Genomic DNA, 21,060 nt, shown 5'->3' on the forward strand with positions numbered 1-21,060 from the left:
GCGGTATTAAACAACGTCGTCCCCGCGCCGGCGGGGACCCAAGTGTTCCAGCACAGTGCCTGCGTTAAACGCAGTGGGCTGGCAGCGAAACTTGGGTCCCCGCCTTCGCGAGGACGACGTGTTTTGCGCTAACGCTTAACGCTTAACGCTTGACGGCTTCGACCTGGATCGCCAGCTTCACTTCCGGCGAGAAGTTCGGCAGGCCGAAGCTGATGCCGAAGTCGTCGCGCTTGAAGGTGCCGACCACGTCGGCGCCGCAGGCTTCTTTCTTGAGCATCGGGTGCATGATGCACTTGAACTTGTTGATCTGCAGCGTCAGCGGCTTGGTCACGCCGTGCAGGGTCAGCTCGCCGTCGACCGAGGTCGGCACGTCGCCGGTGTACTTGATCGACTTCGACTTGAAGGTCGCGGTCGGGTATTTGGCGGCGTCGAAGATGTCAGGCTTCTTGGCGTGCTCGTTCATCTTTTCGTGGCCGAAGTCGATGCTGTTGATGTCGACGGTGATGTCCAGCGAGCCGGTCTTGGCTTCGCGGTCCAGGGTCACGCTGCCGCTCGACTTGTTGAACTTGCCGCGCCATACCGACAGGCCCATGTGGTCGGCCTCGAAGCTCGGGTAGGTGTGGTTCGGCTCGATGTCATAGGTAACCGGCGCGGCAAAAGCGGTGCTGGCGGCGAGGGCGGCGGCAGCCGCGATCAGGTGCTTGATCTTCATGTAGTGATGTCCCTTGTGAGTGTGGTGGTGGTAAAACTTACGGCGCCGCGGTGACGCGGAACTTGATGACGACTTCATCGGCGACCATGCTCGTGTCCTTCCACTCGCCTTCGCCGATGTTGAAGGCCAGCCGCTTGATCGGCAGCTGACCCTCGAATACCTGTTTGCCGCCTTCGGCCTTGACCGCCAGCGGGAAAGTGACGTCAGCGGTCTTGCCCTTCAGGGTCAGCTTGCCCGACACGTTCAGCTTGCCGGCGCCGCTTGGCGTGATGCTGGTGGACACGAAGCTGGCCTTCGGGAACTGCGCCGAATTGAACCATTCCTTCTTGGCGACTTCCTTGTTGTACATCGGGTCGCCGATGTCGAAGCTGGCGGTATTGATCTGGACGTTCGCCTTCGATGCCGCCGGCTTGGCCGCGTCGTAGTCGATGGCGGCGCTGAAGCTGCGGAACGGCGCTTCCACCGGCACGTTCATCTGCTTGAACACGGCCGAGACGCTGCTCTTGGCCGGATCGGTCTTGAGCGGGACGGCGATGGCGATGGCGCTGGCGCCGGCCAGGGTCGCAACCAGCAAGGCCTTGAATGGTTTCATCGTTTTTCCTTCGGGGTAGGGATAGGGAGCATGCGCTGCATCACGCCGTCGCGGTCGACCAGCAGGTGCTTGAAAGCGGCCAGCACGTGCAGTGCCACCAGGGCGGCCAGCAGCATATTGAGCCAGTAGTGCACGCCGCGCAGCAGGGCGCGCAGCTCGGGATCGGGCCCGATCAGCACCGGCAGCGGGATCTCGCCGAAATACACGACCGGGAAGCCGGCCGCCAGGCTGAAGAAATAGCCCGACAGCGGCACCGCGAACATCAGCACATACAGCAGGACGTGCAGGCCATGCGCGGCGCCGCGCTGCCAGGCCGGCATGGCGTCGGCATAGTGCGGCGGGTGATTGAACAGGCGCCACAGGAGGCGCAGCGCGGCCAGGCCGAGCACGGTGACGCCGGCCCATTTGTGCCAGTTGGTGTAGCGGAGCTTGGCCATGGTGATGCCCTGGATATCGGTCATGACCAGGCCGAGCGTGAACGTGCCGATGATGGCGATGGCGATCAGCCAGTGCAGCACGATGGCGGGCAGCGTATAGCGGCGCATGTTTGTATCAGGTAACTAGTACGAGTTAGAACTAACCAACTATAGCAAAAAAGCGGTCACCGTGCTGCAGAGTACGATTTCTGTTGCAAACACTAGCACGGACTTGTAAAACATGCACCATCCGGTTCCTCCGAATGTAAAATTCATTCATGAGCGCATTTATTAAATATTGCAGTCGGCATATTTTATTGGCCACGAGCACGATTGTATGGTTGTCGATGCCTGCGGTCGCCGCGCCTGCGGGGCAGACCGACCTGGCCGACCTGTCGATCGAAGAGCTGGCCAATATCCAGGTCACCTCGGTATCGAAGCGGCCCGAGCGCCTGCAGGATGCGCCGGCGGCGGTGTTCGTGATCACGGGCGACGACATCCGCCGCTCCGGGGCCGACACCCTGCCCGAGGCGCTGCGCCTGGCGCCCAACCTGCACGTGGCGCGCATCAACGGTTATGCCTATTCGATCAGCGCGCGCGGCCAAAACAGCGGCGGCAGCGTGCTGTCGAACAAGCTGCTGGTATTGATCGATGGCCGTTCGGTGTACACGCCGCTGTTCGCGGGCGTGTTCTGGGACGCCCAGGATGTGCTGCTCGAAGACATCGAACGCATCGAAGTGGTGAGCGGGCCGGGCGGCGTCATGTGGGGCCTGAACGCGGTCAACGGCGTCATCAACATCACGACCCGCTCGGCGCGCGACACCCAGGGCGGCATGCTGGCGCTGCAGGGTGCGAATGACGGCAGCGGCGGCGCCGCCTTCCGCCAGGGCGGCACGAGCACGGACGGCGTGGCCTGGCGCGCCTTCGGCAAATACACGCGTCGCAGCGACAGCGACCGGGTCGGCGGCGGACGCATCGACGACGCCTACCGGCGCACCCATGCCGGCGTGCGCGCCGACTGGGAGCAGGGCAGCGACCGTTACTCGGTGATCGGCAACGTCTACCAGGGGCGGCTCGACCAGCCGCAGCCGGGAGAGATCGCGGTGCCGGGCGGCCCCACCGATCTCGATCGCGTGCGCTCCGACGGCGCCAACCTGACCGCGCGCTGGCGGCGTGAGCTCGCCGATGGCGGCGACGTCGCCGTCCAGGCCTACCTGGATCACACGGTGCGCGAATCGCCACCCTTGTTCAGCGAACGCCTGACCACGGCCGACCTGCAGTTCCAGCACACGCTGCCGGCCTCCGGCCGCCATGGCCTGATGTGGGGCGCCAACTATCGCCAGACGCGCGACCGCGTCGGCAACAGCCAGTTCGTCGCCTTCCTGCCGGCCGATACCAACCAGCGCTGGGGCAGCCTGTTCGTGCAGGACGAGATCGCGCTTGGCGACGCCTGGCGCCTGACGCTGGGCGGCCGCGCCGAATACAACCACTACACCGGTGTCGAATGGTTGCCGAGCGCGCGCCTGTCGTGGCGCATGTCGCCACAGCACGCCTTCTGGGCCTCGGCGGCGCGCACCGTGCGTGCGCCGGCGCGGCTGGACGCCGACGCCTGGGTGCCGGGGCAGCCGCCGTACATCCTGCGTGGCGGGCCCAGGGTGCGCAGCGAAGTGGCGCGCGTGATCGAGCTGGGATACCGCGGCCAGCCGACGGCGGCGTTGTCGTATTCGGTCACGCTGTTCCATACCGATTACGACCACCTGCGCACGCAAGAAATCGATCCCAGCGGCAGCTATCTCCTGTTTGACAACCTGATGGAAGGCCGCGCCAGCGGCATCGAAGCCTGGGGCAGCTGGCAGCCGATGCCGCGCTGGCGCCTGTCGGCCGGCTGGACCGCGCTGCATCAGCGCCTGCAGCTCAAGCCCGGTGGCAACGACGTGGCGCGCCTGCAGACGGCGCGGCGCGATCCATCGCACACGGCGCAACTACGATCGAGCTACAACATCGACGACGCGCGCGAGATCGACGTCACGGTGCGCCGGGTTGGCGAGATGCCGGCCTCACGGGTGGCGTCGTACACGGCGCTCGATGCGCGCTTCGGCTGGCGGTTGCGGCCTGGCCTGGCCTTGTCGGTGTATGGCGAGAACCTGAACGGCGGGCATGCGGAGTTTGGCTCCAGCACGTATTGGGCCCAGTTCGAGCGCCGGGTGGGCGTCAGGGTGAGGTGGGATTATTGAGAGCAGCGTAGGTGCTGGTCTGCTGCCGGCCCCTGCACGTCGTTCCCGCGAAGGCGGGAACCCAAGTTATCAGCGCAGCCATCACATCTCGCATAAGTGGCTACGCTAAATACTTGGGTTCCCGCCTCCGCGGGAACGACGACGTTCTGGGGCTAACGAATACTGCGTTTTCTGCTTAGATTTCTGCCGCCAGCTTCGCCGCCAGGCCCGTATAGTTCGCCGGCGTCATCGCCAGCATCAGGTCCTTGGCTTCCTGCGGCACGGCCAGCGTTTCGATGAACTCGCGCAGCGCTTCGCGGGTGATGCCCTTGCCGCGGGTGAGTTCCTTGAGCTGCTCGTACGGGTTGGCGATGCCGTAGCGGCGCATCACGGTCTGCACCGGCTCGGCCAGCACTTCCCAGTTCGCGTCCAGGTCTTGTTCGAGGCGGGCGGCGTTCACTTCCAGCTTGTTCAGGCCGCGCAGGCAGCTGTCGTAGGCCAGCAGCGCATAGCCGAAGCCGACGCCGATATTGCGCAGCACCGTCGAATCGGTCAGGTCGCGCTGCATGCGCGAGACCGGCAGCTTGTCGGCCATGTGGCGCAGCACCGAATTGGCCAGGCCCAGGTTGCCTTCCGAGTTCTCGAAGTCGATCGGGTTGACCTTGTGCGGCATGGTCGACGAACCGATCTCGCCAGCCTTCAGCTTTTGCTTGAAGTAGCCCAGCGAGACGTAGGTCCAGATGTCGCGGTTCAGGTCGAGCAGGATGGTGTTGGTGCGCGCGATGGCGTCGAACATCTCGGCCATGTAGTCGTGCGGCTCGATCTGGATGGTGTAGGGATTGAAGGTCAGGCCCAGGCGCTGTTCGATCACGTTCTTCGAGAACGCCGGCCAGTCGAATTCCGGATAGGCCGACAGGTGGGCGTTGTAGTTGCCGACCGCGCCATTCATCTTGCCCAGGATCTCGACGTCGGCGATGCGGCGGGCGGCGCGCTGCAGGCGCGCGACCACGTTGGCCATTTCCTTGCCGAGCGTCGTCGGGCTGGCGGTCTGGCCGTGGGTGCGCGACAGCATCGGCAGCGCCGCATTGGTGTGGGCGATCTCGGTCAGTTTCGTGATGATGGCTTGCAGCGCCGGCAGCATCACGCCGTCGCGCGCGCTTTTCAGCATCATGCCGTGCGAGGTGTTGTTGATGTCTTCCGAAGTGCAGGCGAAGTGGATGAATTCGCTGGCCGCGACCAGTTCGGGTACGTCCTTGACCTGCTCCTTGAGCCAGTATTCGACCGCCTTGACGTCATGGTTGGTGACCGCCTCGATTTCCTTGATGCGGGCTGCATCCTTTTCACTGAAATTCGCCGCCATCTGGTCGAGGTGGGCGATCGCTTGCGCGGAGAACGGCTTGATTTCGGCAAAGCCGGCCTGCGACAGCGCCTGCAGCCACGCGATCTCGACCTTCACGCGGTGGTGCATGAAACCCGTTTCCGACAGGATCGGGCGCAGCTTGTCGGTTTTCGAAGCGTAACGGCCGTCGAGCGGGGACAGGGCCGACAAGGTAGGGGACAGGGCGGTAGAGGTCATGGCAGCAGTGGCGGTCAAAAACGCGGATTTTACCACCGGACGGGCGGCGAACCCTTGCGCATGCCGCAGTCCTGGAGTGTGTTGGGGCGGCGACAGCGCAGGTTTTACGGCAGGGGCCGATGCTATACTGGGTTTCGATTCCCAACTGCGACCTCCCATGAAACTCATCGGTTCTGTCACCAGCCCCTACGTCCGCAAGGTCCGTGTCGTGCTGGCGGATAAAAAGCTCGACTATTCCTTTATCCAGGAGAATGTTTGGGCCGCCGATACCACCATCCAGCAGACAAATCCGCTGGGCAAGGTTCCATGCCTGGTGATGGAAGACGGCAGCACCCTGTACGACTCGCGCGTGATCGCCGAATACCTCGACACGCTCACCCCGGTCTGCAAGCTGCTGCCGCCGAATGGCCGCGACCGGGCCGAGGTCAAGGTCTGGGAAGCCCTGGCCGACGGCGTGCTCGACGCCGCCGTGCTGGTGCGCCTGGAAACCACCTTGCGTCCCGAGGCGCAGCAAAGCCCCGAATGGATAGCCCGCCAGCGGGGCAAGGTGCATGCCGGCCTGCGCGTGATGTCCGAGCGCCTCGGCGAGTCCAGCTTCTGCGCCGGCAACCACTATTCGCTGGCGGACGTCGCCGTCGGCTGTGCCCTGGGCTGGATCGCCTTCCGCTTCCCCGATATCGACTGGCGCGGCGATTATCCGAACCTGGCGCGCCTCTTCGACAAGCTGTCCGAACGGCAGTCGTTCAAGGACACCGTCCCCTTCCTCGCATGAACGGCGCGTCGGGCATGTCCACCGCCGTGGTGTTCGGCGAAGCGCTGGTCGACGATTTTCAGTCCGGGCAGGTGGTCGGCGGGGCGCCGTTCAACGTGGCGCGCCACCTGGCCGCCTTCATGGCGCCGGTGCTGGCCATCACCCGCATCGGCGACGACAAGAGCGGCCAGCTGGTGCACGCCGAGTTCGAGCGATTCGCGATGAGCGAGGCCGGGCTGCAGCGCGACCCGCTGGAAGAAACCGGCCGCGTGCTGGTCGAGCGCGGCGCGCGCGGCCATCGCTTCACGATCCTGCCGAACCAGGCCTACGACTTCATCGACCGCGCCGCGGCCGTGGCAAGCATGGACGGCGTCACGCCGGGCATCGTCTATTTCGGCATGCTGGCCCAGCGCCACGAGGTGTCGCGCGGCGCGCTCAACGCCGTACTCGATGGCGCCGCCGGCACGGCTGCGCGCTTCCTCGACCTGAACCTGCGCGACGGCCAGTACGACGAGCGCGGCGTCACCCGCTCGCTGCAGGCGGCGAACATCGTCAAGGTCAACGAAGAAGAATTGCAGGCGCTGTTCGGCTGGTACTTCCAGATCAAGCCCGACGATCCGCCGCTGGCGGCCGACGAGGTGCACGCCTCGTGCCAGGCGCTGCTCAAGATGTTCTCGCTCGACGCCCTGATCGTCACCCTGGGCCACCGCGGCTCGGTGTACTTCGACAGCGAGGGACGGGTCCTGACCCAGCGCGATCATCCAGCCCCGCCGTTCGTGATCGATACGGTGGGGGCGGGCGACGCCTTCGCGGCGATCTTTTTGCTGGGGCGGATGCGTGGCTGGCCACTGGAAACGGCTTTGTCGCGCGCGAACGAATTCGCCGGCGCGATCTGCGCGATTCCCGGTGCGGTGCCGGCGGATATGGGGTTCTACGACAAGTGGATGACGCGCTGGCGCTGACAACTTCCAGCCGCGTTGGCAAGGTCGTTCCCGCGAAGGCGGGAACCTGAGTACAACGATCAGCCGACAACGCCAAACGACGTCGCCGGCCACATCCCATCACGACGCGATCTGGCTCTGCAGGTAATTCTGGATGCCGACCTTGACGATCAGGTCGAGCTGGGTTTCCAGCCACTCGATGTGCTCTTCGGTGTCTTCCAGGATCATCAGGAACAGGTCGCGCGACACGTAGTCGGCGGCCGCTTCCGAGGCAGCGATGCCTTCCTTGACGGTCACTTGCGCGCCGCGTTCGAGTTTCAGGTCGCATTCCAGCATTTCCTGGGTCGACTCGCCGATCATCAGCTTGTGCAGCGCCTGCAGGTTCGGCAGGCCATCGAGCATCAGGATGCGGTCGATCAGCTTGTCGGCGTGTTTCATTTCGCCGATCGATTCTTCGTATTCCTTTTTACCCAGCTTTTCCAGGCCCCAATGGCGGTACATGCGCGCATGCAAGAAATACTGGTTGATCGCGGTGAGTTCGTTGGTCAGCTGTGCGTTCAGCAGACGGAGAACGTTTTGATCGCCTTTCATTTGGAGCCCCTGATGATTTTGAATGGACTCAATGATAGCAAACAAGCTGGCGAAATATGCCCTCAAAAGGGAGAAAATTGGCGAAAAAAGCGCATTAAATCCAAGAAAAAGCCACAAAATGCGGCGTAATAAAAACCGTTCTCACTCCACCTTGATAACGCTTCTCGCTACCGCAAAATGAAATGAGACCGCTTCTCGTTTCACCTGGTTGGTCCATTATCTCCAGCTTCTTTCCCGCATTAAAAAGCCGCGCATTAAAACCCGCATTAAACCCGCCTTAAAAACCCATTAATCACAGCCTGGCATTGTTCGCCCTGCCGTGGCGCGCCATGGTACGCCCGCCGCCAGGATAGGCGACAGGCGTTTCGCCCCACCGTCAGAGGACATCGATGAACCAAGCACTTCCCCCTTTCGCATCCTGGCCGAGGCACTGGCCTGTATCGTTCCTGCCTGCCTCGTGCCGGCATCCGCCCAGGTCGTGGCGCCAGAGCAGCTCGCCGCCGAAGCGTCGCCCAAGACCTCCCAGTGGGGCCTCGGCTTCGGCGCCGGCTTCGATAAAAGCCCACTGCGCGACTTCGACGACGAAGTCGACCCGCTGCCGCTGGTGCTGTACGAGAGCAAGCACCTGAGTGTGTTCGGCGCGCGCATCGACTACAAGCTGCCCTCATATGGCCCGCTGCAGTTCCGCCTGCGCGCGCGCTATGCCAACGATGGCTACGAGGCCAAGGATTCGCCCTATCTCGCCGGCATGGAAGAGCGCAAGGGCGGCCTGTGGCTGGGCGGCGCCGCGATCTGGCGCAGCGGCGCCATGAGCGTGGCGGGGGAATTCACGGCCGCCACCGGCGACGCCGAGGGCAAGCGCATCAAGCTGGAACTGAACCGCGAATTGCGCACTGGCGCCGTCACCATCACCCCACGCATCGGGGCCGAGTGGTACGACAAGGACTACGTCGACTACTACTATGGCGTGCGCGCCAGCGAGGTACGCGCGGGCCGCCGCGCCTACAGCGGCGACTCGTCGCAGGCGATCGAGGCCGGGGTGCGCTTGCGCTACGCCTTCCAGCGCCGTCACAACTTATTCATCGACGTCAGCGCCAAGTCGCTGGGCAGCGAGATCAAGGACAGCCCGCTGGTGGAACGCTCCACCGAGAGCAGCATCAAGCTGGGCTATCTGTACGCATTTTGACGGCAAGGGCAGGGAAGGCTATGCGCACCGCAAAGCCTCTTTCCGCCAGGCCATCCCCGGTCTCGATGCGCGCATCGTGCAGGCGGGCGATGGCCGCCACCAGCGACAGGCCGCTGCCGCTGCCGCGGCCCTGGTTGCCGGGAAGGCGGTAGAAGCGCTGGAAGATGGCGCCGTGCTCGGCCTCCGGCACGCCGGGGCCGTCGTCGGCGACGCTCAGCCACGGTCCATCGTGGGCCCTCGCCACAGGCCACCTCGACACGTCCGCTGTCGCGTGCGAAGCGCACCGCATTGTCCAGCAGGTTGCGCAGCAGGGTCGCCAGCTCGTCGAGATTGCCCTCGACCCACGCCGGCGCCTTCTCGCAGACGAGCGTGCAGCCGAGGTGCTGCACATGATAGGCATATTCATGCACTACATGCTCGACCAGCACAGCCAGGTCGAGCGCTTCGGTGCTGATCGAACACGACATCGCATCGAGCCGCGCCACGTCGAGCAGCTGCTCGGCCATGCGCGCGCTGCGCCGCACACCCTGCTGCAGCATCTGCAGCGCTTCCTCGCGCTCGGCGTCGCTACGCGCATGCAGGGCGACGTCGACGTGGGCTTGCAACACCGACAGCGGCGTGCGCAGCTCGTGGGCGGCGTCGCCCAGGAAGCGGCGCTCGTTCGCCACGGCCTTGTCGAGCTGCACCAGCAGGTGGTTGAACGAGGTGACCAGGGGCCGCAGCTCGATTGGCAGCGCGGCCACCGGCAGCGGCGTCAGGTCGAAGTCCTTGCGCCGCAACAGCGCGCGCTCGATCATGGACAGGGGCCGCAGCGAACGGTCCAGCGCATGCAGCAGCAGCAGCGCCACCAGCACCAGCACCGCCGTCATCGCCGCCAGCGCGGTCAGCGTCTCGCCATACATCTCGCGGTCGATCACGCCTTGCAGGTTGGCGACCTGCACCGACACCAGGCCGTCGCGGTCCGAGATCGTGTACACGCGCCAGGTCTGCCCGCTTGCATCCACGCTGGCGAAGCCGTTGTGGAAGGTTGGCTGGAACGGCTTCGCGGGCGCGGCCGGCGAGCGGATCATCAGCCTGCGGTCATGGCTCCAGACCTGGATCGCGAAGTTCTCCGGGTCACGCTGCATCTCGGGCGGCAGTTCGAGGTTGGGGCCGAAGGGGCCCTCGTTGATTTCCTCGGCCGGCAGCGACAGCAGCAGGCGGGTGCCGAAGGATTGCAGCTTGCCATCCCACAGGCTGTGCTCGTTGCTGGCGGTATAGGCGACAACCACGCCGCCGCCGCAGATCCAGCAAAAGGCGAGCGCCAGGCCGAGGTCGAGCAGGATCACCGAATAGACGTTGTCGAGCAAAGCCAGGCGCGCGCTTTCGGCGTCGCCCGCGTGGTCGAGGACCAGGCCTTCCTGGCGCGCGCGCTCGCGGATGGCGGCAGCGAGCATGGCGTCGTCCTCGACGAGCAGGATGTTCATGGGAGCGGTGGAGAATCCGGGACCGGGAAGTATAGCGCCGCCGGATTAATGACCTTTTAAGACGCGCCTGGACAAAAAAAAGCCTCGCAGCTTGGCGAGGCGAGGGAGGCAGGGTCTGGATTCAGGCCGCTTGCGGGAGGCGGCGCACTTCGGTAATCGTGGTTTTGCTGTCGAGATGGGTATGCAGGACTTCGCGCGCATAGCTGACGCAGGTGCCGCACATGGTGCCGACGCCGAGTTCCTTGCGCAATTCAGCGATCGACGAGATGCCCAGATCGACGGCCTGGCGGATTTCACGGTCGGAGATGTTATTGCAGACGCAGACGATCATCAGAGCTACCCTTGCTAATTACACTATAAAAATGCGAATCATTCTCATTTGCGTTGCTATTTTCTGTAAACTCGGCGGCAAACGCAAGCGGATTTTGCGTATTGCGCGCACTTTTTTTGTGCTTTTCGTCCAGGCAATGACAAGCTGCAAATAGTAATAGTTCGCATTTAGGTTTATGATGTCGGCATCATTCCTGTCGCTGTCTCATAAGCGCAACAACCATTTGGAAGCTGCCATGACCCTAGCCCCCTCCCTGTCCACACTCGACTCGCTGAAAGCGGGCCAGAGTGCCACCGTAGTCCAGCTGGCGCCGCATGCGCAGGGCGGCGTCGATGTGCAGCGCCGCCTGATGGAGCTGGGCTTCGTGCCGGGCGAGCGCATCCGCGTGCTCAAGCGCGTGATGAAAGGCCCGCTGGCGGTCAAGGTCGGCGAGTCGACGTTCGCCCTGCGCCCGTTCGAAGCGGCGCTGGTCTCGATCAAGGCGGATTGAACGAATGGGAGTTATGGATCAACAAGTCGCGGCCCGTACGCCGCTGGTGGCGCTGCTGGGTAACCCGAACTGCGGCAAGACCGCACTCTTCAACCGTCTCACCGGTTCGCGCCAGAAGGTCGCGAACTATGCCGGCGTCACCATCGAACGCAAGGAAGGCAGCTTCAAGTCGCCGGCCGGCCGCGCTTTCCGCGTGCTCGACCTGCCGGGCGCCTACAGCCTGAATGCGCAAACGCCGGACGAAGGCATCACGCGTGACGTGGTGGCCGGCCTGCGCGCGGGCGAAGCCGCGCCGGACGCCATCCTGTGCGTGGTCAACGCGACCAACCTGCGCCTGAACCTGCGCCTGGTCCTTGAGCTCAAGCGTTTGGGCCTGCCGATGGTGCTGACCCTGAACATGGTCGACGTCGCCAAGAAGCGCGGCATCGAGATCGACACCGTGAAGCTGGCGCAGGAACTGGGCATGCCGGTGGTGGAAACCGTCGCCATCCAGTCGGGCGGCGAACAGGCGCTGCTGGCCGAACTCGATCGCATGACGTTCGACGCGCCGGTCAAGGCCAACCCGCTGTCGGCGATCGACGCGGTGCCGGTCGAAGAGACCCAGCGCGAGGTGCGCCGGATCCTGGCCGCCGCCGTCTCCACCGCGAAGGACACCGGCAACCTGACCGAAAAGGTCGACAACGTGGTGCTGCATCCGGTCGCGGGCCCGATCATCCTGGCCGCGCTGATGTTCCTGATCTTCCAGGCCGTGTTCAGCTGGGCCGGCACGCCGATGGACATGATCGAAGCCGGTGTCGGCGCGCTGGGCGGATTCGTCGGCGACCTGCTCGGCGAAGGCCTGCTGCACAGCCTGATCGTGGACGGCATCATCGCCGGCGTCGGCAGTGTGCTGGTGTTCCTGCCGCAGATCCTGATCCTGTTCTTCTTCATCCTGCTGCTCGAAGACGTGGGCTACCTGCCGCGCGCGGCCTTCCTGCTGGACCGCATCATGGGCAGCGTCGGCCTGTCGGGCCGCGCCTTCCTGCCGCTGCTGTCCTCGTTCGCCTGCGCGATCCCCGGCGTGATGGCGGCGCGCACGATCCAGAACCCGCGCGACCGCCTGGTGACGATCATGATCGCGCCCTTGATGACGTGTTCCGCGCGCCTGCCGGTGTATGCGCTGCTGATCGCGGCCTTCATCCCCGACCAGACCGTGGCGGGCTTGCTCAACCTCAAGGGCGTGGTGCTGTTCATCCTGTACATGGCCGGCATCCTGTCGGCGATGGCGGTGGCCTGGTTCATGCGGCGCCGCAGCGAATTCAAGCAGCAGGCGCTGATGCTCGAACTGCCGGCCTATCACTGGCCGCAGGCGGGCGCACTGGTCTCGGGCCTGTGGGAACGGGCCAAGATCTTCCTGATGCGGGTCGGTACCCTGATCCTGACCATGATGATCCTGCTCTGGCTGCTGTCGAGCTTCCCGGGCGCGCCGGAAGGCGCCACCGAACCGCCGATCTACTACAGCGTGGCCGGCATGATCGGCCGTGCGCTGGAAGTGATCCTGGCGCCGATCGGCTTCAACTGGCAGATCGCGATCGCCCTGGTGCCGGGCATGGCCGCACGCGAAGTCGCGGTCGGCGCGCTGGGCACCGTGTACGCGCTGTCGGGCGGCGACGAAGTCGGCGACCTGCTGGCGCCGATGATCGCCGAATCGTGGTCGCTGGCCACCGGCCTGGCGCTGCTGGCCTGGTATGTCTACGCGCCGCACTGCCTGCCGACGCTGGCCACCGTGGCGCGCGAAACCGGCAGCCGCAAGTACGCCTGGATCATGGCCGGCTATATGTTCGGCCTGGCCTATGCGGCGGCCTTCATCGTCTACCGCGTCACCCTCGCCATCACTGGAGCGTAAATCATGCAGGAACTGGCCGTCGTCATCATCGTCTCGTTGGCCGCGCTATACCTCGGCGCGAAGTACATGTCGGCCGGCCTGCGTGCGCGCATCGTGCTGCGCCTGGCCCGCGGCGGGCGCAGCTCGGCCATCGCGCGCTGGCTCGACAAGACCGGCGGCGGCGGTTGCGGCGGCGGCAGCTGCGGCAGCGGCTGCGCACAGCAACAGTCAACCTCGCAACCGGATCCGCCCGGCAAGCACCGCGTGATCAAGCTGCACCAGCGCTGATCCGCCTCCACGGCCCGCGCTGTCGGCGCGGGCTTGTTGGCGCATGCGCAACAGTGTTAATCTGGCGCCCATCCTCACTTTCCCAGGCGCCCCATGATCGTCGTCCACCACCTGAACAACTCGCGCTCGCAGCGCATCCTGTGGCTGCTGGAAGAGCTGGGCCTGGACTACGAGATCAAGCGCTACCAGCGCGACCCCAAGACCATGCTGGCCCCACCCGAGCTGAAAGCCGTGCACCCGCTGGGCAAGTCGCCCGTCATCAGCGACGGCGAGCTGGTGGTGGCCGAGTCGGGCGCCATCGTCGAATACCTGGTCGAGCAGTACGGCCAGGGACGCCTGAAACCGGCGGCCGGCACCCCGGCGCGCCTGCGCTATAGCCACTTCCTGCACTACGCCGAAGGCTCGGCGATGCCGCCGCTGCTGCTCAAGCTGGTGTTCGACAAGGTCGAGAACAGCCCGATGCCGTTCTTCGTCAAGCCGATCGCGCGCGGCATCGCGCAAAAGGTCAAGGGCAGCTTCGTGCTGCCGCAGATCGCGCTGCACCTGGCCTACCTGGAAGGAGAGCTGGGCAAACATCCCTGGTTCACCGGCGAAGAATTCACGGCGGCCGACATCCAGTTGAGCTTCCCGCTGGAAGCTGCGGCCTCGCGCGGCGGACTGGATGCCAGGTATCCGAACCTGAGCGATTTCCTCAAGCGCATCCAGGCGCGCCCGGCTTACGGGCGCGCGCTCGAGCGTGGCGGAAAATACGAGATTGGCAAGGCCTGACGGAGTCCACGGCATGGCCAAGCTGCTCGCCATCGACGGTCTGAACATCGTACGCCGGGTGTACGAGGCCAGTCCCGAACCTGATTCGGATTTGAAGGCCAGCATCGCGCTGCGCCACGCCTTCTCGTCGTTTCGCAAGGTGCTCGAGACGCATGCGCCGACCCATGTGCTGGCGGCGTTCGACCACGGCGGCGATAACTGGCGCCATGCCCTGTATCCGCGCTACCGCGAGGGCAGGGCGGCGATGCCCCATGAACTGCGCGCGGCGCTGCCCGAGTTCCACGAGCGCCTGCGCGCGGCGGGCCTGCACGTCCTGTCGATTCCCGAGGTAGAGGCCGACGACGTGATCGCCACCGGCGTGATGCGCTGGCTGTCGGAAGGACGTGGCGAAGCCATCGTCGCCACCACCGACAAGGACTTGCATCCGCTGATCGCGCACGGCGCGCTGGTGTGGGACCATTTCAAGAACGAATGGCATGACGACGCCTGGGTGCGCCAGCGCTTCGGCGTCGCCCCCGAGCGGCTGCACGACCTGCTGGCGCTGATGGGCGATCCGACCGACGGCGTGCCGGGCGTGTCCAAGATCGGCATGAAGACGGCCGCGCGCCTGCTCAATGCCTACGGCAGCCTCGACGCCGTGGTCCAGGGAGCCGGCATCCTCAAGACGCCGCTCGGCGAGAGGCTGCGCGCCGAGCATGAGATACTCGAGATCTCGCGTTGCCTGGTGTCGCTCAAGCTCGACGTGCGCCTGGGCGTGACCTGGAATATGCTGGCCTATGACTCTCACTGAACGGAAAGCGACGCAATGCTGAAGGCGGTAATCGTGGATGGAAACGCGGTCTCGCGGTCGATGCTGGGCACCGTGCTGGCCGACGGTAGTTACGAGGTGGTGGGGGCGACCCACACCAGCGCGCTGGGCTACGGCCTGGCGATCAAGCACCGTCCGCACGTGCTCTGCATCGCGCGCGAGCAGGTCGAGGACGGCAGCAATGTGGTCGAACAGCTGCGCGCCGAGCTGCCCAAGACCCTGATCTTCCTGGTCTCGGGCACGCTCGATGCGCAGGCGGTGCAGTCGGCGGCGGCGCGCGGCGTGCACGGTTTCATCGTCAAGCCGTTCAAGGCCGACACCGTGCTCAAGACCATCCGCAATACCGTGATCGCCTTCGTCAAGAAGCAGCAGGCGGCGCCCAAGCCGCAGTGAGGGGTTAGCCGCGGCGCCTGACTTCGTCGGACGCGATGGCGGCCAGTTCGCGCAGCGCGCGCAATTCGCGTTCGCGCAGGCGCCGCGGTTCGCGGTCCAGCACGCACAGCGAACCGAGTGCCAGCCCGTTGGCGCCCCGCACCGGATAGCCCGCATAGAAGCGGATGTGCGGCGCGCCCGTCACCAGGGGATTGGCGGCGAAGCGCGGGTCGGCGCCGGCATCTTCCACCACGAATGCCCCGTCCTGCATGATCGTATAGCTGCAGAAGGCCACTTCGCGCGGGGTCTGGCGCCGCTCGATGCCGATGCGCGACTTGAACCACTGGCGCCGGCCGGACAATAAGGTCAGCAGGGCCATCGGGCACTCGGTCACATGGCTGGCCAGCCACGTCAGGCGGTCGAACACTTCTTCCTCGGCCGAGTCCATCAGCTTCGTCGCGGCCAGCGCCGTCAGGCGCTGCGCTTCGTTGGACGCCACCGGATACGCAGGAGACTGCGTCGGGAGGAACTCGCCGGAGAGCCGCTCGGCCTGCGCCGTGGGCAGACTGGCCTCGCGCTGCCGCATCAGCTGGGTCACCGCACTCAGGCGCACCCGGCGATGGCCGCCGGGGGTCTTCCAGGTCGGCAGCGCGCCGCCTTCCATCCAGACCTGCGCCGTGCTCACCGCCACCCCCAGCAGACGCGCTGCTTCGCGCGTGGTCAGAATTGGATCGTCGTCGGGTCTCGTCATCATCGTGTGCTGTATTGCTGCAATACATGGATTTTACACCAAGCAACAAAAAAATGATGAATATGACGATAGAATTGGCAATAATTGTTGACTGTGGGAATTTTTATTGCAACAATGAATCACAATCCATCAATTTCGTCATTTCCAGCGCGTGTGCGCCAGTCAGGGGCCAACCATGAACTCACCGATCGAACCAGCACTATTGGCCCCGCCCCTCCATGAAGCTGCGCGTCTTGAAGCCCTGCATCGCCTCGAATTGCTGGACACTCCGCCGAGCGAGGCCTTCGACCGGATCACGCGGATGGCTGCCCAGTTGTTCAATCTGCCGATCGCGGCGGTGTCGCTGACCGACAGCGACCGCCAGTGGTTCAAATCGAAGGTGGGCGTCGAGCACGATGCGATCCCGCGCCTGCGCGCGCCGTGCGCGGAGGTGGCCGATACCGCCCACGTGCTGGTCGTGCCTGACCTGCTGGAAAACGCCTGCTTTCGCAACAGCAAGCTGGCGGCGGATGGCATCCGCTTCTATGCCGGGGCACCGCTCGTGACCAGCGACGGTTTTGCGCTGGGCGCGATGTGCGTGCTGGGCACCGAACCGCGCCAGGTCACGCAGGTCGAGCGCCAGGCGCTGCAGGACCTGGCGGCGATGGTGATGGCGCAGATCGAGCTGCAGCATGCGCTGGGCCGGATCGACCCGGTCAGCGGCCTGCCCAACCGTAACCAGTTCATCGTCGACTTCAATGACATGGAACTGGCCGAGCTGGCCGGCGACATGCGCCTGGCGGCCCTGGTCAGCCTGGCCAGCCCGCAGGAGCTCAGCGACGCCCAGCGCGTGATGGGGGCCGGCTACCTCGACGAAATGGTGCGCGACGCCGTGCCGCAGCTGCGCCTGGCGGGCGCCGGCAAGATCTACCATGTCGGCACCATCCAGTTCGCTTTCTTCGCACCGGCCGGCATTTCGCTCGAGACCTTCCGCACCCAACTGCAGTCCTGGCTCGACGCCCGCGCCAGTCACGGCCAGGCGCGTTTCATCACCACGACCACGGTCGGCGTCGCGCCGTTCACGGTCGGCCAGACCGAGGGGCTGGACCTGCTGCGCAATATGCACAGCGCGGCCCAGGATGCCCTGGCCGCCGAGCGCAGCGTGCGCGTGTTCTCGTCCGAACACGATGCGGTCCTGCAGCGCCAGTTCTGGCTGGTAAACGCCTTCGGCGCCGCGCTCCAGGGCAGCAACCAGCTGCACCTGGTGTACCAGCCCAAGATCGGATTGAAGGACGGCGCCTGCGCAGGCGTCGAAGCCCTGCTGCGTTGGAGCCATCCAGAGCGGGGAGTGATTTCGCCGGGCGAGTTCATTCCCGTGATCGAAGCCACTTCGCTGGCGCGCGCCACCACCGAATGGGTGCTGGCCGCCGCCATGCGCCAGATGGCCGCATGGCGCCACGAGGGCGTCACCTTGCAGGTGGCGGTGAACGTGTCGGCGGTGAACCTGGAAGAGCCGGATTTCTGCGACCGCGTATTGAAGCTCCTGGTGCGCCACGGCCTGCCGGCGTCAAACCTGGCGATCGAGCTCACCGAGAGCGCGCTGATGCGCAACCCGAAGGTGGCGCAGGCCACGCTGGAGCGCCTGGCGCGCGCCGGCGTGCAGCTGGCGATCGACGATTTCGGCACCGGCTACAGCAGCCTGTCGTACCTGCAAAGCCTGCCGGCAAACGTGGTCAAGATCGACCAGAGCTTCATGCGCAACCTGGCGCAGGACGAACGCCGGCGCGCGCTGGTGGGGGCGATGATCAAGCTGTCGCACGACCTGGGCCACAAGGTGGTGGCCGAAGGCGTGGAGACGGTGGAAGTGGAAGAACTCCTGCGCGCGGCGGGCTGTGACGAGGTGCAGGGCTACCTGCACGCGCGTCCGCTGGCGCCGGACGCGCTGGCCGCATGGCTGGCCGGGCGCGCCCGGTAAGGTTCAGACGATGCCCGAACGGGCGTCGATGATGCCGCCGCCCAGGCAGACGTCGCCGTCGTACAGCACGGCCGACTGGCCGGGCGTGACCGCCCATTGCGGGTCGGTGAAGTCGAGGGCGAAGCGCTTGTTTTCGCCATCTCCGCCTTCGGCCTGCACACGGCATGCGACGTCGGCCTGGCGGTAGCGGGTCTTGGCCGCCAGCTCGCGCGGATCCGGGGCCTCGCCCGCGATCCAGCTGGCCTGGCCGGCTTCCAGGCGGTTCGACAGCAGCCATGGGTGGTCATGGCCCTGCACGATGTACAGCTCGTTCTTTTCGATGTCCTTGCGCGCCACGAACCACGGCTCGCTGATGCCGTCGGCGGTCTTGCGGGATTTGAGGCCGCCGATGCCGATGCCCTTGCGCTGGCCCAGCGTGTAGAACGACAGGCCGACGTGCTCGCCGACCTTGCTGCCGTCGTCGAGCCTGATCGGGCCTGGCTTATAGGACAGGTAGCGGTTCAGGAAGTCACGGAACGGGCGCTCGCCGATGAAGCAGATGCCGGTCGAATCCTTCTTGGCGGCGTTCGGCAGTTTCAGCTTCTCGGCGATCTTGCGCACCTCGGTCTTCGGGATCTCGCCCAGCGGGAACAGCGACTTCGAGAGCTGCGCCTGGTTCAGGCGATGCAGGAAGTAGCTCTGGTCCTTGGTGGCGTCGAAGGCCTTCAGCAGCTCGAACTTGCCGCTGCCCGTGTTCTCGCGCACGCGCGCGTAGTGGCCGGTGGCGATCAGGTCGGCGCCCAGCTTCATCGCATGGTCGAGGAAGGCCTTGAACTTGATCTCGGCGTTGCACAGCACGTCCGGGTTGGGCGTGCGGCCGGCCTGGTACTCGCGCAGGAACTCGGCGAACACGCGGTCCTTGTATTCGGAGGCGAAGTTGACCGCCTCGATGTCGACCCCGACCACGTCGGCCACGCTGGCCGCGTCGATCCAGTCCTGGCGCGTCGAACAGTATTCGGAGTCGTCGTCGTCTTCCCAGTTTTTCATGAACAGGCCGACCACGTCGTAGCCTTGTTCCTTCAGCATCCACGCCGCGACCGAGGAGTCGACTCCGCCCGACATCCCGATCACGACTTTTTTCTTGCTCATGTTACGTCCGTATTGAATTCAGATCCCGCCCTCGAACACCGAGGGGTGGGTGTGCAGCAGGGACAGGGGCGTGCTCTGGCCGGCCAGGTAGTCGTCCACGCACCGGAGCACGATCGGGCTGCGGTGGCGGTCGGCGGTGGCGGCGATCTCGTCGCGCGTCATCCACAGGGTGCGCAGGATGCCTTCGTCGAGCGGCTGGTCGAACTTGCGGCCGACGGCCCCGGCGAAGGTGAAGCGCAGGTAGGTGACGTCGGCATTGCGCGACTTCGAGTGGTAGCGCGACATATACATTCCCACCAGCGTGCGCGGTATGAACTCGTGGGCGGTTTCCTCGAGCGCTTCGCGCACGACCGCTTGTTCCAGCGATTCGTGCGGGTCGAGATGACCGGCGGGCTGGTTCAGCTTGACGCCCTCGCTCGTCTCTTCTTCGATCAGCAGGAAACGGCCCTCGTGCTCGATAATCGCAGCCACGGTAACCGATGGTTTGAAGATGTCGCTCATGCCTGTCCTTGAAAATGAGCCGGTATTCTACCTCGGGCGGGGGCTGCTCTGCTCAGCCTTGCCCTTCCTGTGGCGCTTGCCTGTCGTTAATTCGGCTTGATCTGTCGCAAAAATGCCGGTAAATCGGCCAAGCGGCATGAGTTTTGTCATAAGCATTGCAAATTCATTAAAAGAAGGTATATTGGAACACTTGCCGTAAAGACAGGTTGTGCACTCGAGTATTCCAACGTACGGAGGTGTCATGAGGATAGGCATACCGGCCGAGACAAGGCCGGGCGAGACGCGTGTTGCAGCAACACCCGAAACTGTCAAAAAACTGGCAGCCAAACACCAGGTCCTGGTGCAGTCCGGCGCCGGCCTGCATGCCGCGGCGCCCGACAGCGCCTATGAGGCGGCAGGCGCCAGCATCGTCGATGCCGCCGCTGCTTTTGGCGCCGACATGGTCCTCAAGGTGCGCAGCCCGGACGCCGACGAGCGCGGCCTGATGCGGCGCGAGGCGGTGCTGGTCGGGATGCTCGATCCCTTCGACGCCGATAATCTGTCCGCGCTGGCCGCGAGCGGCCTCACCGCTTTCGCGCTCGAAGCGGCGCCGCGCATCACGCGCGCGCAGTCGCTCGACGTGCTCTCTTCGCAGGCCAATATCGCCGGCTACAAGGCCATCCTCCTGGCCGCCAATACCTATGGACGCTTCATGCCGATGCTGATGACGGCAGCCGGCACGGTCAAGGCGGCGCGCGTGCTGATCATGGGTGTGGGCGTGGCCGGGCTGCAGGCGATCGCCACCGCCAAGCGCCTGGGCGCCGTGATCGAAGCGTCCGACGTGCGTCCGCCGGTGAAGGAACAGGTGGAGTCGCTCGGCGCCAAATTCATCGACGTGCCATATGTGACCGACGAGGAGTGCGAGATCGCCCAGGGCAGTGGCGGTTATGCGCGGCCGATGCCGGCCGACTGGATGCGGCGCCAGGGAGAACTGGTGCACGAGCGCGCGAAACTGGCCGATATCGTCGTCACCACCGCCCTGATCCCGGGCCGCAAGGCGCCCATCCTGATCGGCGAAGAGACGGTGCGCGCGATGAAGCCGGGCTCCGTGATCGTCGACATGGCCATCGCCCAGGGCGGCAACTGCCCGCTGACCGAGCTGGGCAAGACCGTGATCAGGCACGGGGTGCACATCATCGGCGAGCCGAACCTTGCGGCGCTGGTGCCGGCCGATGCCTCTGCCCTGTATGCGCGCAACGTGCTGGACTTCCTCAAGCTCGTGATCGACAAGGACGACCGCTTCTTCATCGACCGCGAGGACGAGATCGTGACCGCGACGCTGGTGTGCGCGAATGGTGAAGTGCTACGCAAATAGATTGCTT

At 65.1% G+C, this 21,060-nt stretch carries 22 protein-coding genes and 1 pseudogene; 12 read left to right on the forward strand and 11 right to left on the reverse strand.

Going from position 1 to position 21,060, the window contains the following annotated elements:
* Positions 1-142: 142 nt before the first annotated feature.
* Genes SOM61_RS09380 through SOM61_RS09390 form a run of 3 tightly spaced genes read right to left on the reverse strand, consistent with a single transcriptional unit; the run spans position 143 to position 1,849 of the window.
* Complete coding sequence (locus SOM61_RS09380) at positions 143-712, reverse strand: YceI family protein (protein ID WP_005664752.1); 570 nt, start codon at positions 710-712, stop codon at positions 143-145.
* A gap of 37 nt (positions 713-749) precedes the next feature.
* Positions 750-1,304 carry a YceI family protein gene (locus SOM61_RS09385; protein ID WP_320473844.1) on the reverse strand — a complete coding sequence of 185 codons (555 nt, stop codon included), beginning with the start codon at positions 1,302-1,304 and terminating at the stop codon, positions 750-752.
* Positions 1,301-1,849 carry a cytochrome b gene (locus SOM61_RS09390; protein ID WP_320473845.1) on the reverse strand — a complete coding sequence of 183 codons (549 nt, stop codon included), beginning with the start codon at positions 1,847-1,849 and terminating at the stop codon, positions 1,301-1,303. The genes SOM61_RS09385 and SOM61_RS09390 overlap by 4 nt, the downstream gene beginning before the upstream one ends.
* A 218-nt stretch (positions 1,850-2,067) precedes the next feature.
* On the opposite strand from SOM61_RS09390, the gene SOM61_RS09395 reads away from it, so the two are divergent.
* On the forward strand, positions 2,068-3,954 hold the full coding sequence (locus SOM61_RS09395) for a TOL_0244 family TonB-dependent receptor (RefSeq protein WP_320473846.1): 1,887 nt from the start codon (positions 2,068-2,070) through the stop codon (positions 3,952-3,954).
* A 175-nt stretch (positions 3,955-4,129) separates the two neighbouring features.
* Here SOM61_RS09395 and purB read toward each other — a convergent pair whose 3' ends face one another.
* Complete coding sequence (gene purB, locus SOM61_RS09400; protein ID WP_320473847.1) at positions 4,130-5,509, reverse strand: adenylosuccinate lyase; 1,380 nt, start codon at positions 5,507-5,509, stop codon at positions 4,130-4,132.
* Between the two features lie 157 nt (positions 5,510-5,666).
* Between purB and SOM61_RS09405 the strand changes: the two genes are divergently transcribed.
* Complete coding sequence (locus SOM61_RS09405) at positions 5,667-6,281, forward strand: glutathione S-transferase C-terminal domain-containing protein (protein ID WP_320473848.1); 615 nt, start codon at positions 5,667-5,669, stop codon at positions 6,279-6,281.
* Between the two features lie 14 nt (positions 6,282-6,295).
* The gene (locus SOM61_RS09410) at positions 6,296-7,222 is read left to right on the forward strand and encodes a PfkB family carbohydrate kinase (RefSeq protein ID WP_320473849.1); all 927 of its coding nucleotides are present in this window, start codon (positions 6,296-6,298) and stop codon (positions 7,220-7,222) included.
* A gap of 99 nt (positions 7,223-7,321) precedes the next feature.
* On the opposite strand, the gene bfr is transcribed toward SOM61_RS09410, so the two are convergent.
* Entirely contained in the window at positions 7,322-7,792 is a 471-nt protein-coding gene (gene bfr, locus SOM61_RS09415) for a bacterioferritin (RefSeq protein WP_320473850.1), read from the reverse strand.
* A gap of 457 nt (positions 7,793-8,249) precedes the next feature.
* Between bfr and SOM61_RS09420 the strand changes: the two genes are divergently transcribed.
* The gene (locus tag SOM61_RS09420; protein WP_320473851.1) at positions 8,250-8,978 is read left to right on the forward strand and encodes a MipA/OmpV family protein; all 729 of its coding nucleotides are present in this window, start codon (positions 8,250-8,252) and stop codon (positions 8,976-8,978) included.
* On the opposite strand, the gene SOM61_RS26470 is transcribed toward SOM61_RS09420, so the two are convergent.
* From SOM61_RS26470 to SOM61_RS09430, 3 genes and pseudogenes are all read right to left on the reverse strand, one after another.
* Positions 8,950-9,384 (reverse strand): ATP-binding protein, encoded by a 435-nt coding sequence (locus tag SOM61_RS26470; protein WP_414674966.1) that lies wholly within the window; start codon positions 9,382-9,384, stop codon positions 8,950-8,952. The two genes, SOM61_RS09420 and SOM61_RS26470, sit on opposite strands and share 29 nt — an antisense overlap.
* Positions 9,385-9,457: 73 nt before the next feature.
* Positions 9,458-10,444: pseudogene (locus SOM61_RS09425) on the reverse strand (histidine kinase dimerization/phospho-acceptor domain-containing protein); the annotation flags it as partial.
* Positions 10,445-10,565: 121 nt separating this feature from the next.
* Positions 10,566-10,775 (reverse strand): (2Fe-2S)-binding protein, encoded by a 210-nt coding sequence (locus tag SOM61_RS09430; RefSeq protein ID WP_123071745.1) that lies wholly within the window; start codon positions 10,773-10,775, stop codon positions 10,566-10,568.
* Between the two features lie 235 nt (positions 10,776-11,010).
* Between SOM61_RS09430 and SOM61_RS09435 the strand changes: the two genes are divergently transcribed.
* From SOM61_RS09435 to SOM61_RS09460, 6 genes are all read left to right on the forward strand, one after another.
* A complete protein-coding gene (locus SOM61_RS09435) occupies positions 11,011-11,265 on the forward strand; it encodes a FeoA family protein (protein WP_123071746.1) in 255 nt (84 codons plus the stop codon).
* 4 nt (positions 11,266-11,269) lie between these two features.
* Positions 11,270-13,150, forward strand: a complete 1,881-nt coding sequence (gene feoB, locus SOM61_RS09440; RefSeq protein WP_320473853.1) for a ferrous iron transporter B — start codon at positions 11,270-11,272, stop codon at positions 13,148-13,150.
* A 3-nt stretch (positions 13,151-13,153) separates the two neighbouring features.
* Entirely contained in the window at positions 13,154-13,417 is a 264-nt protein-coding gene (locus SOM61_RS09445) for a hypothetical protein (RefSeq protein ID WP_320473854.1), read from the forward strand.
* Positions 13,418-13,510: 93 nt separating this feature from the next.
* A complete protein-coding gene (locus tag SOM61_RS09450) occupies positions 13,511-14,185 on the forward strand; it encodes a glutathione S-transferase (RefSeq protein ID WP_320473855.1) in 675 nt (224 codons plus the stop codon).
* A gap of 13 nt (positions 14,186-14,198) precedes the next feature.
* On the forward strand, positions 14,199-14,975 hold the full coding sequence (locus SOM61_RS09455) for a 5'-3' exonuclease (protein WP_320473856.1): 777 nt from the start codon (positions 14,199-14,201) through the stop codon (positions 14,973-14,975).
* A 15-nt stretch (positions 14,976-14,990) separates the two neighbouring features.
* Entirely contained in the window at positions 14,991-15,386 is a 396-nt protein-coding gene (locus SOM61_RS09460) for a response regulator (protein ID WP_320473857.1), read from the forward strand.
* Positions 15,387-15,390: 4 nt separating this feature from the next.
* On the opposite strand, the gene SOM61_RS09465 is transcribed toward SOM61_RS09460, so the two are convergent.
* Complete coding sequence (locus SOM61_RS09465; protein ID WP_320473858.1) at positions 15,391-16,119, reverse strand: GAF domain-containing protein; 729 nt, start codon at positions 16,117-16,119, stop codon at positions 15,391-15,393.
* 172 nt (positions 16,120-16,291) lie between these two features.
* Between SOM61_RS09465 and SOM61_RS09470 the strand changes: the two genes are divergently transcribed.
* Entirely contained in the window at positions 16,292-18,070 is a 1,779-nt protein-coding gene (locus tag SOM61_RS09470) for a sensor domain-containing phosphodiesterase (RefSeq protein WP_320473859.1), read from the forward strand.
* Between the two features lie 3 nt (positions 18,071-18,073).
* Here the strand turns inward: SOM61_RS09470 and mnmA are convergent, their stop codons facing one another.
* Complete coding sequence (gene mnmA / locus SOM61_RS09475) at positions 18,074-19,198, reverse strand: tRNA 2-thiouridine(34) synthase MnmA (protein WP_320473860.1); 1,125 nt, start codon at positions 19,196-19,198, stop codon at positions 18,074-18,076.
* Positions 19,199-19,216: 18 nt separating this feature from the next.
* Positions 19,217-19,699, reverse strand: coding sequence for an NUDIX hydrolase (locus SOM61_RS09480; protein WP_123071736.1), 483 nt, complete (start codon positions 19,697-19,699; stop codon positions 19,217-19,219).
* 241 nt (positions 19,700-19,940) lie between these two features.
* On the opposite strand from SOM61_RS09480, the gene SOM61_RS09485 reads away from it, so the two are divergent.
* Positions 19,941-21,053, forward strand: a complete 1,113-nt coding sequence (locus SOM61_RS09485) for a Re/Si-specific NAD(P)(+) transhydrogenase subunit alpha (protein ID WP_320473861.1) — start codon at positions 19,941-19,943, stop codon at positions 21,051-21,053.
* The last annotated feature ends 7 nt before the right edge of the window (positions 21,054-21,060 follow it).

This window comes from Massilia sp. CFBP9012, assembly GCF_034045115.1.
In the GTDB taxonomy this organism is placed as follows: domain Bacteria; phylum Pseudomonadota; class Gammaproteobacteria; order Burkholderiales; family Burkholderiaceae_D; genus Telluria.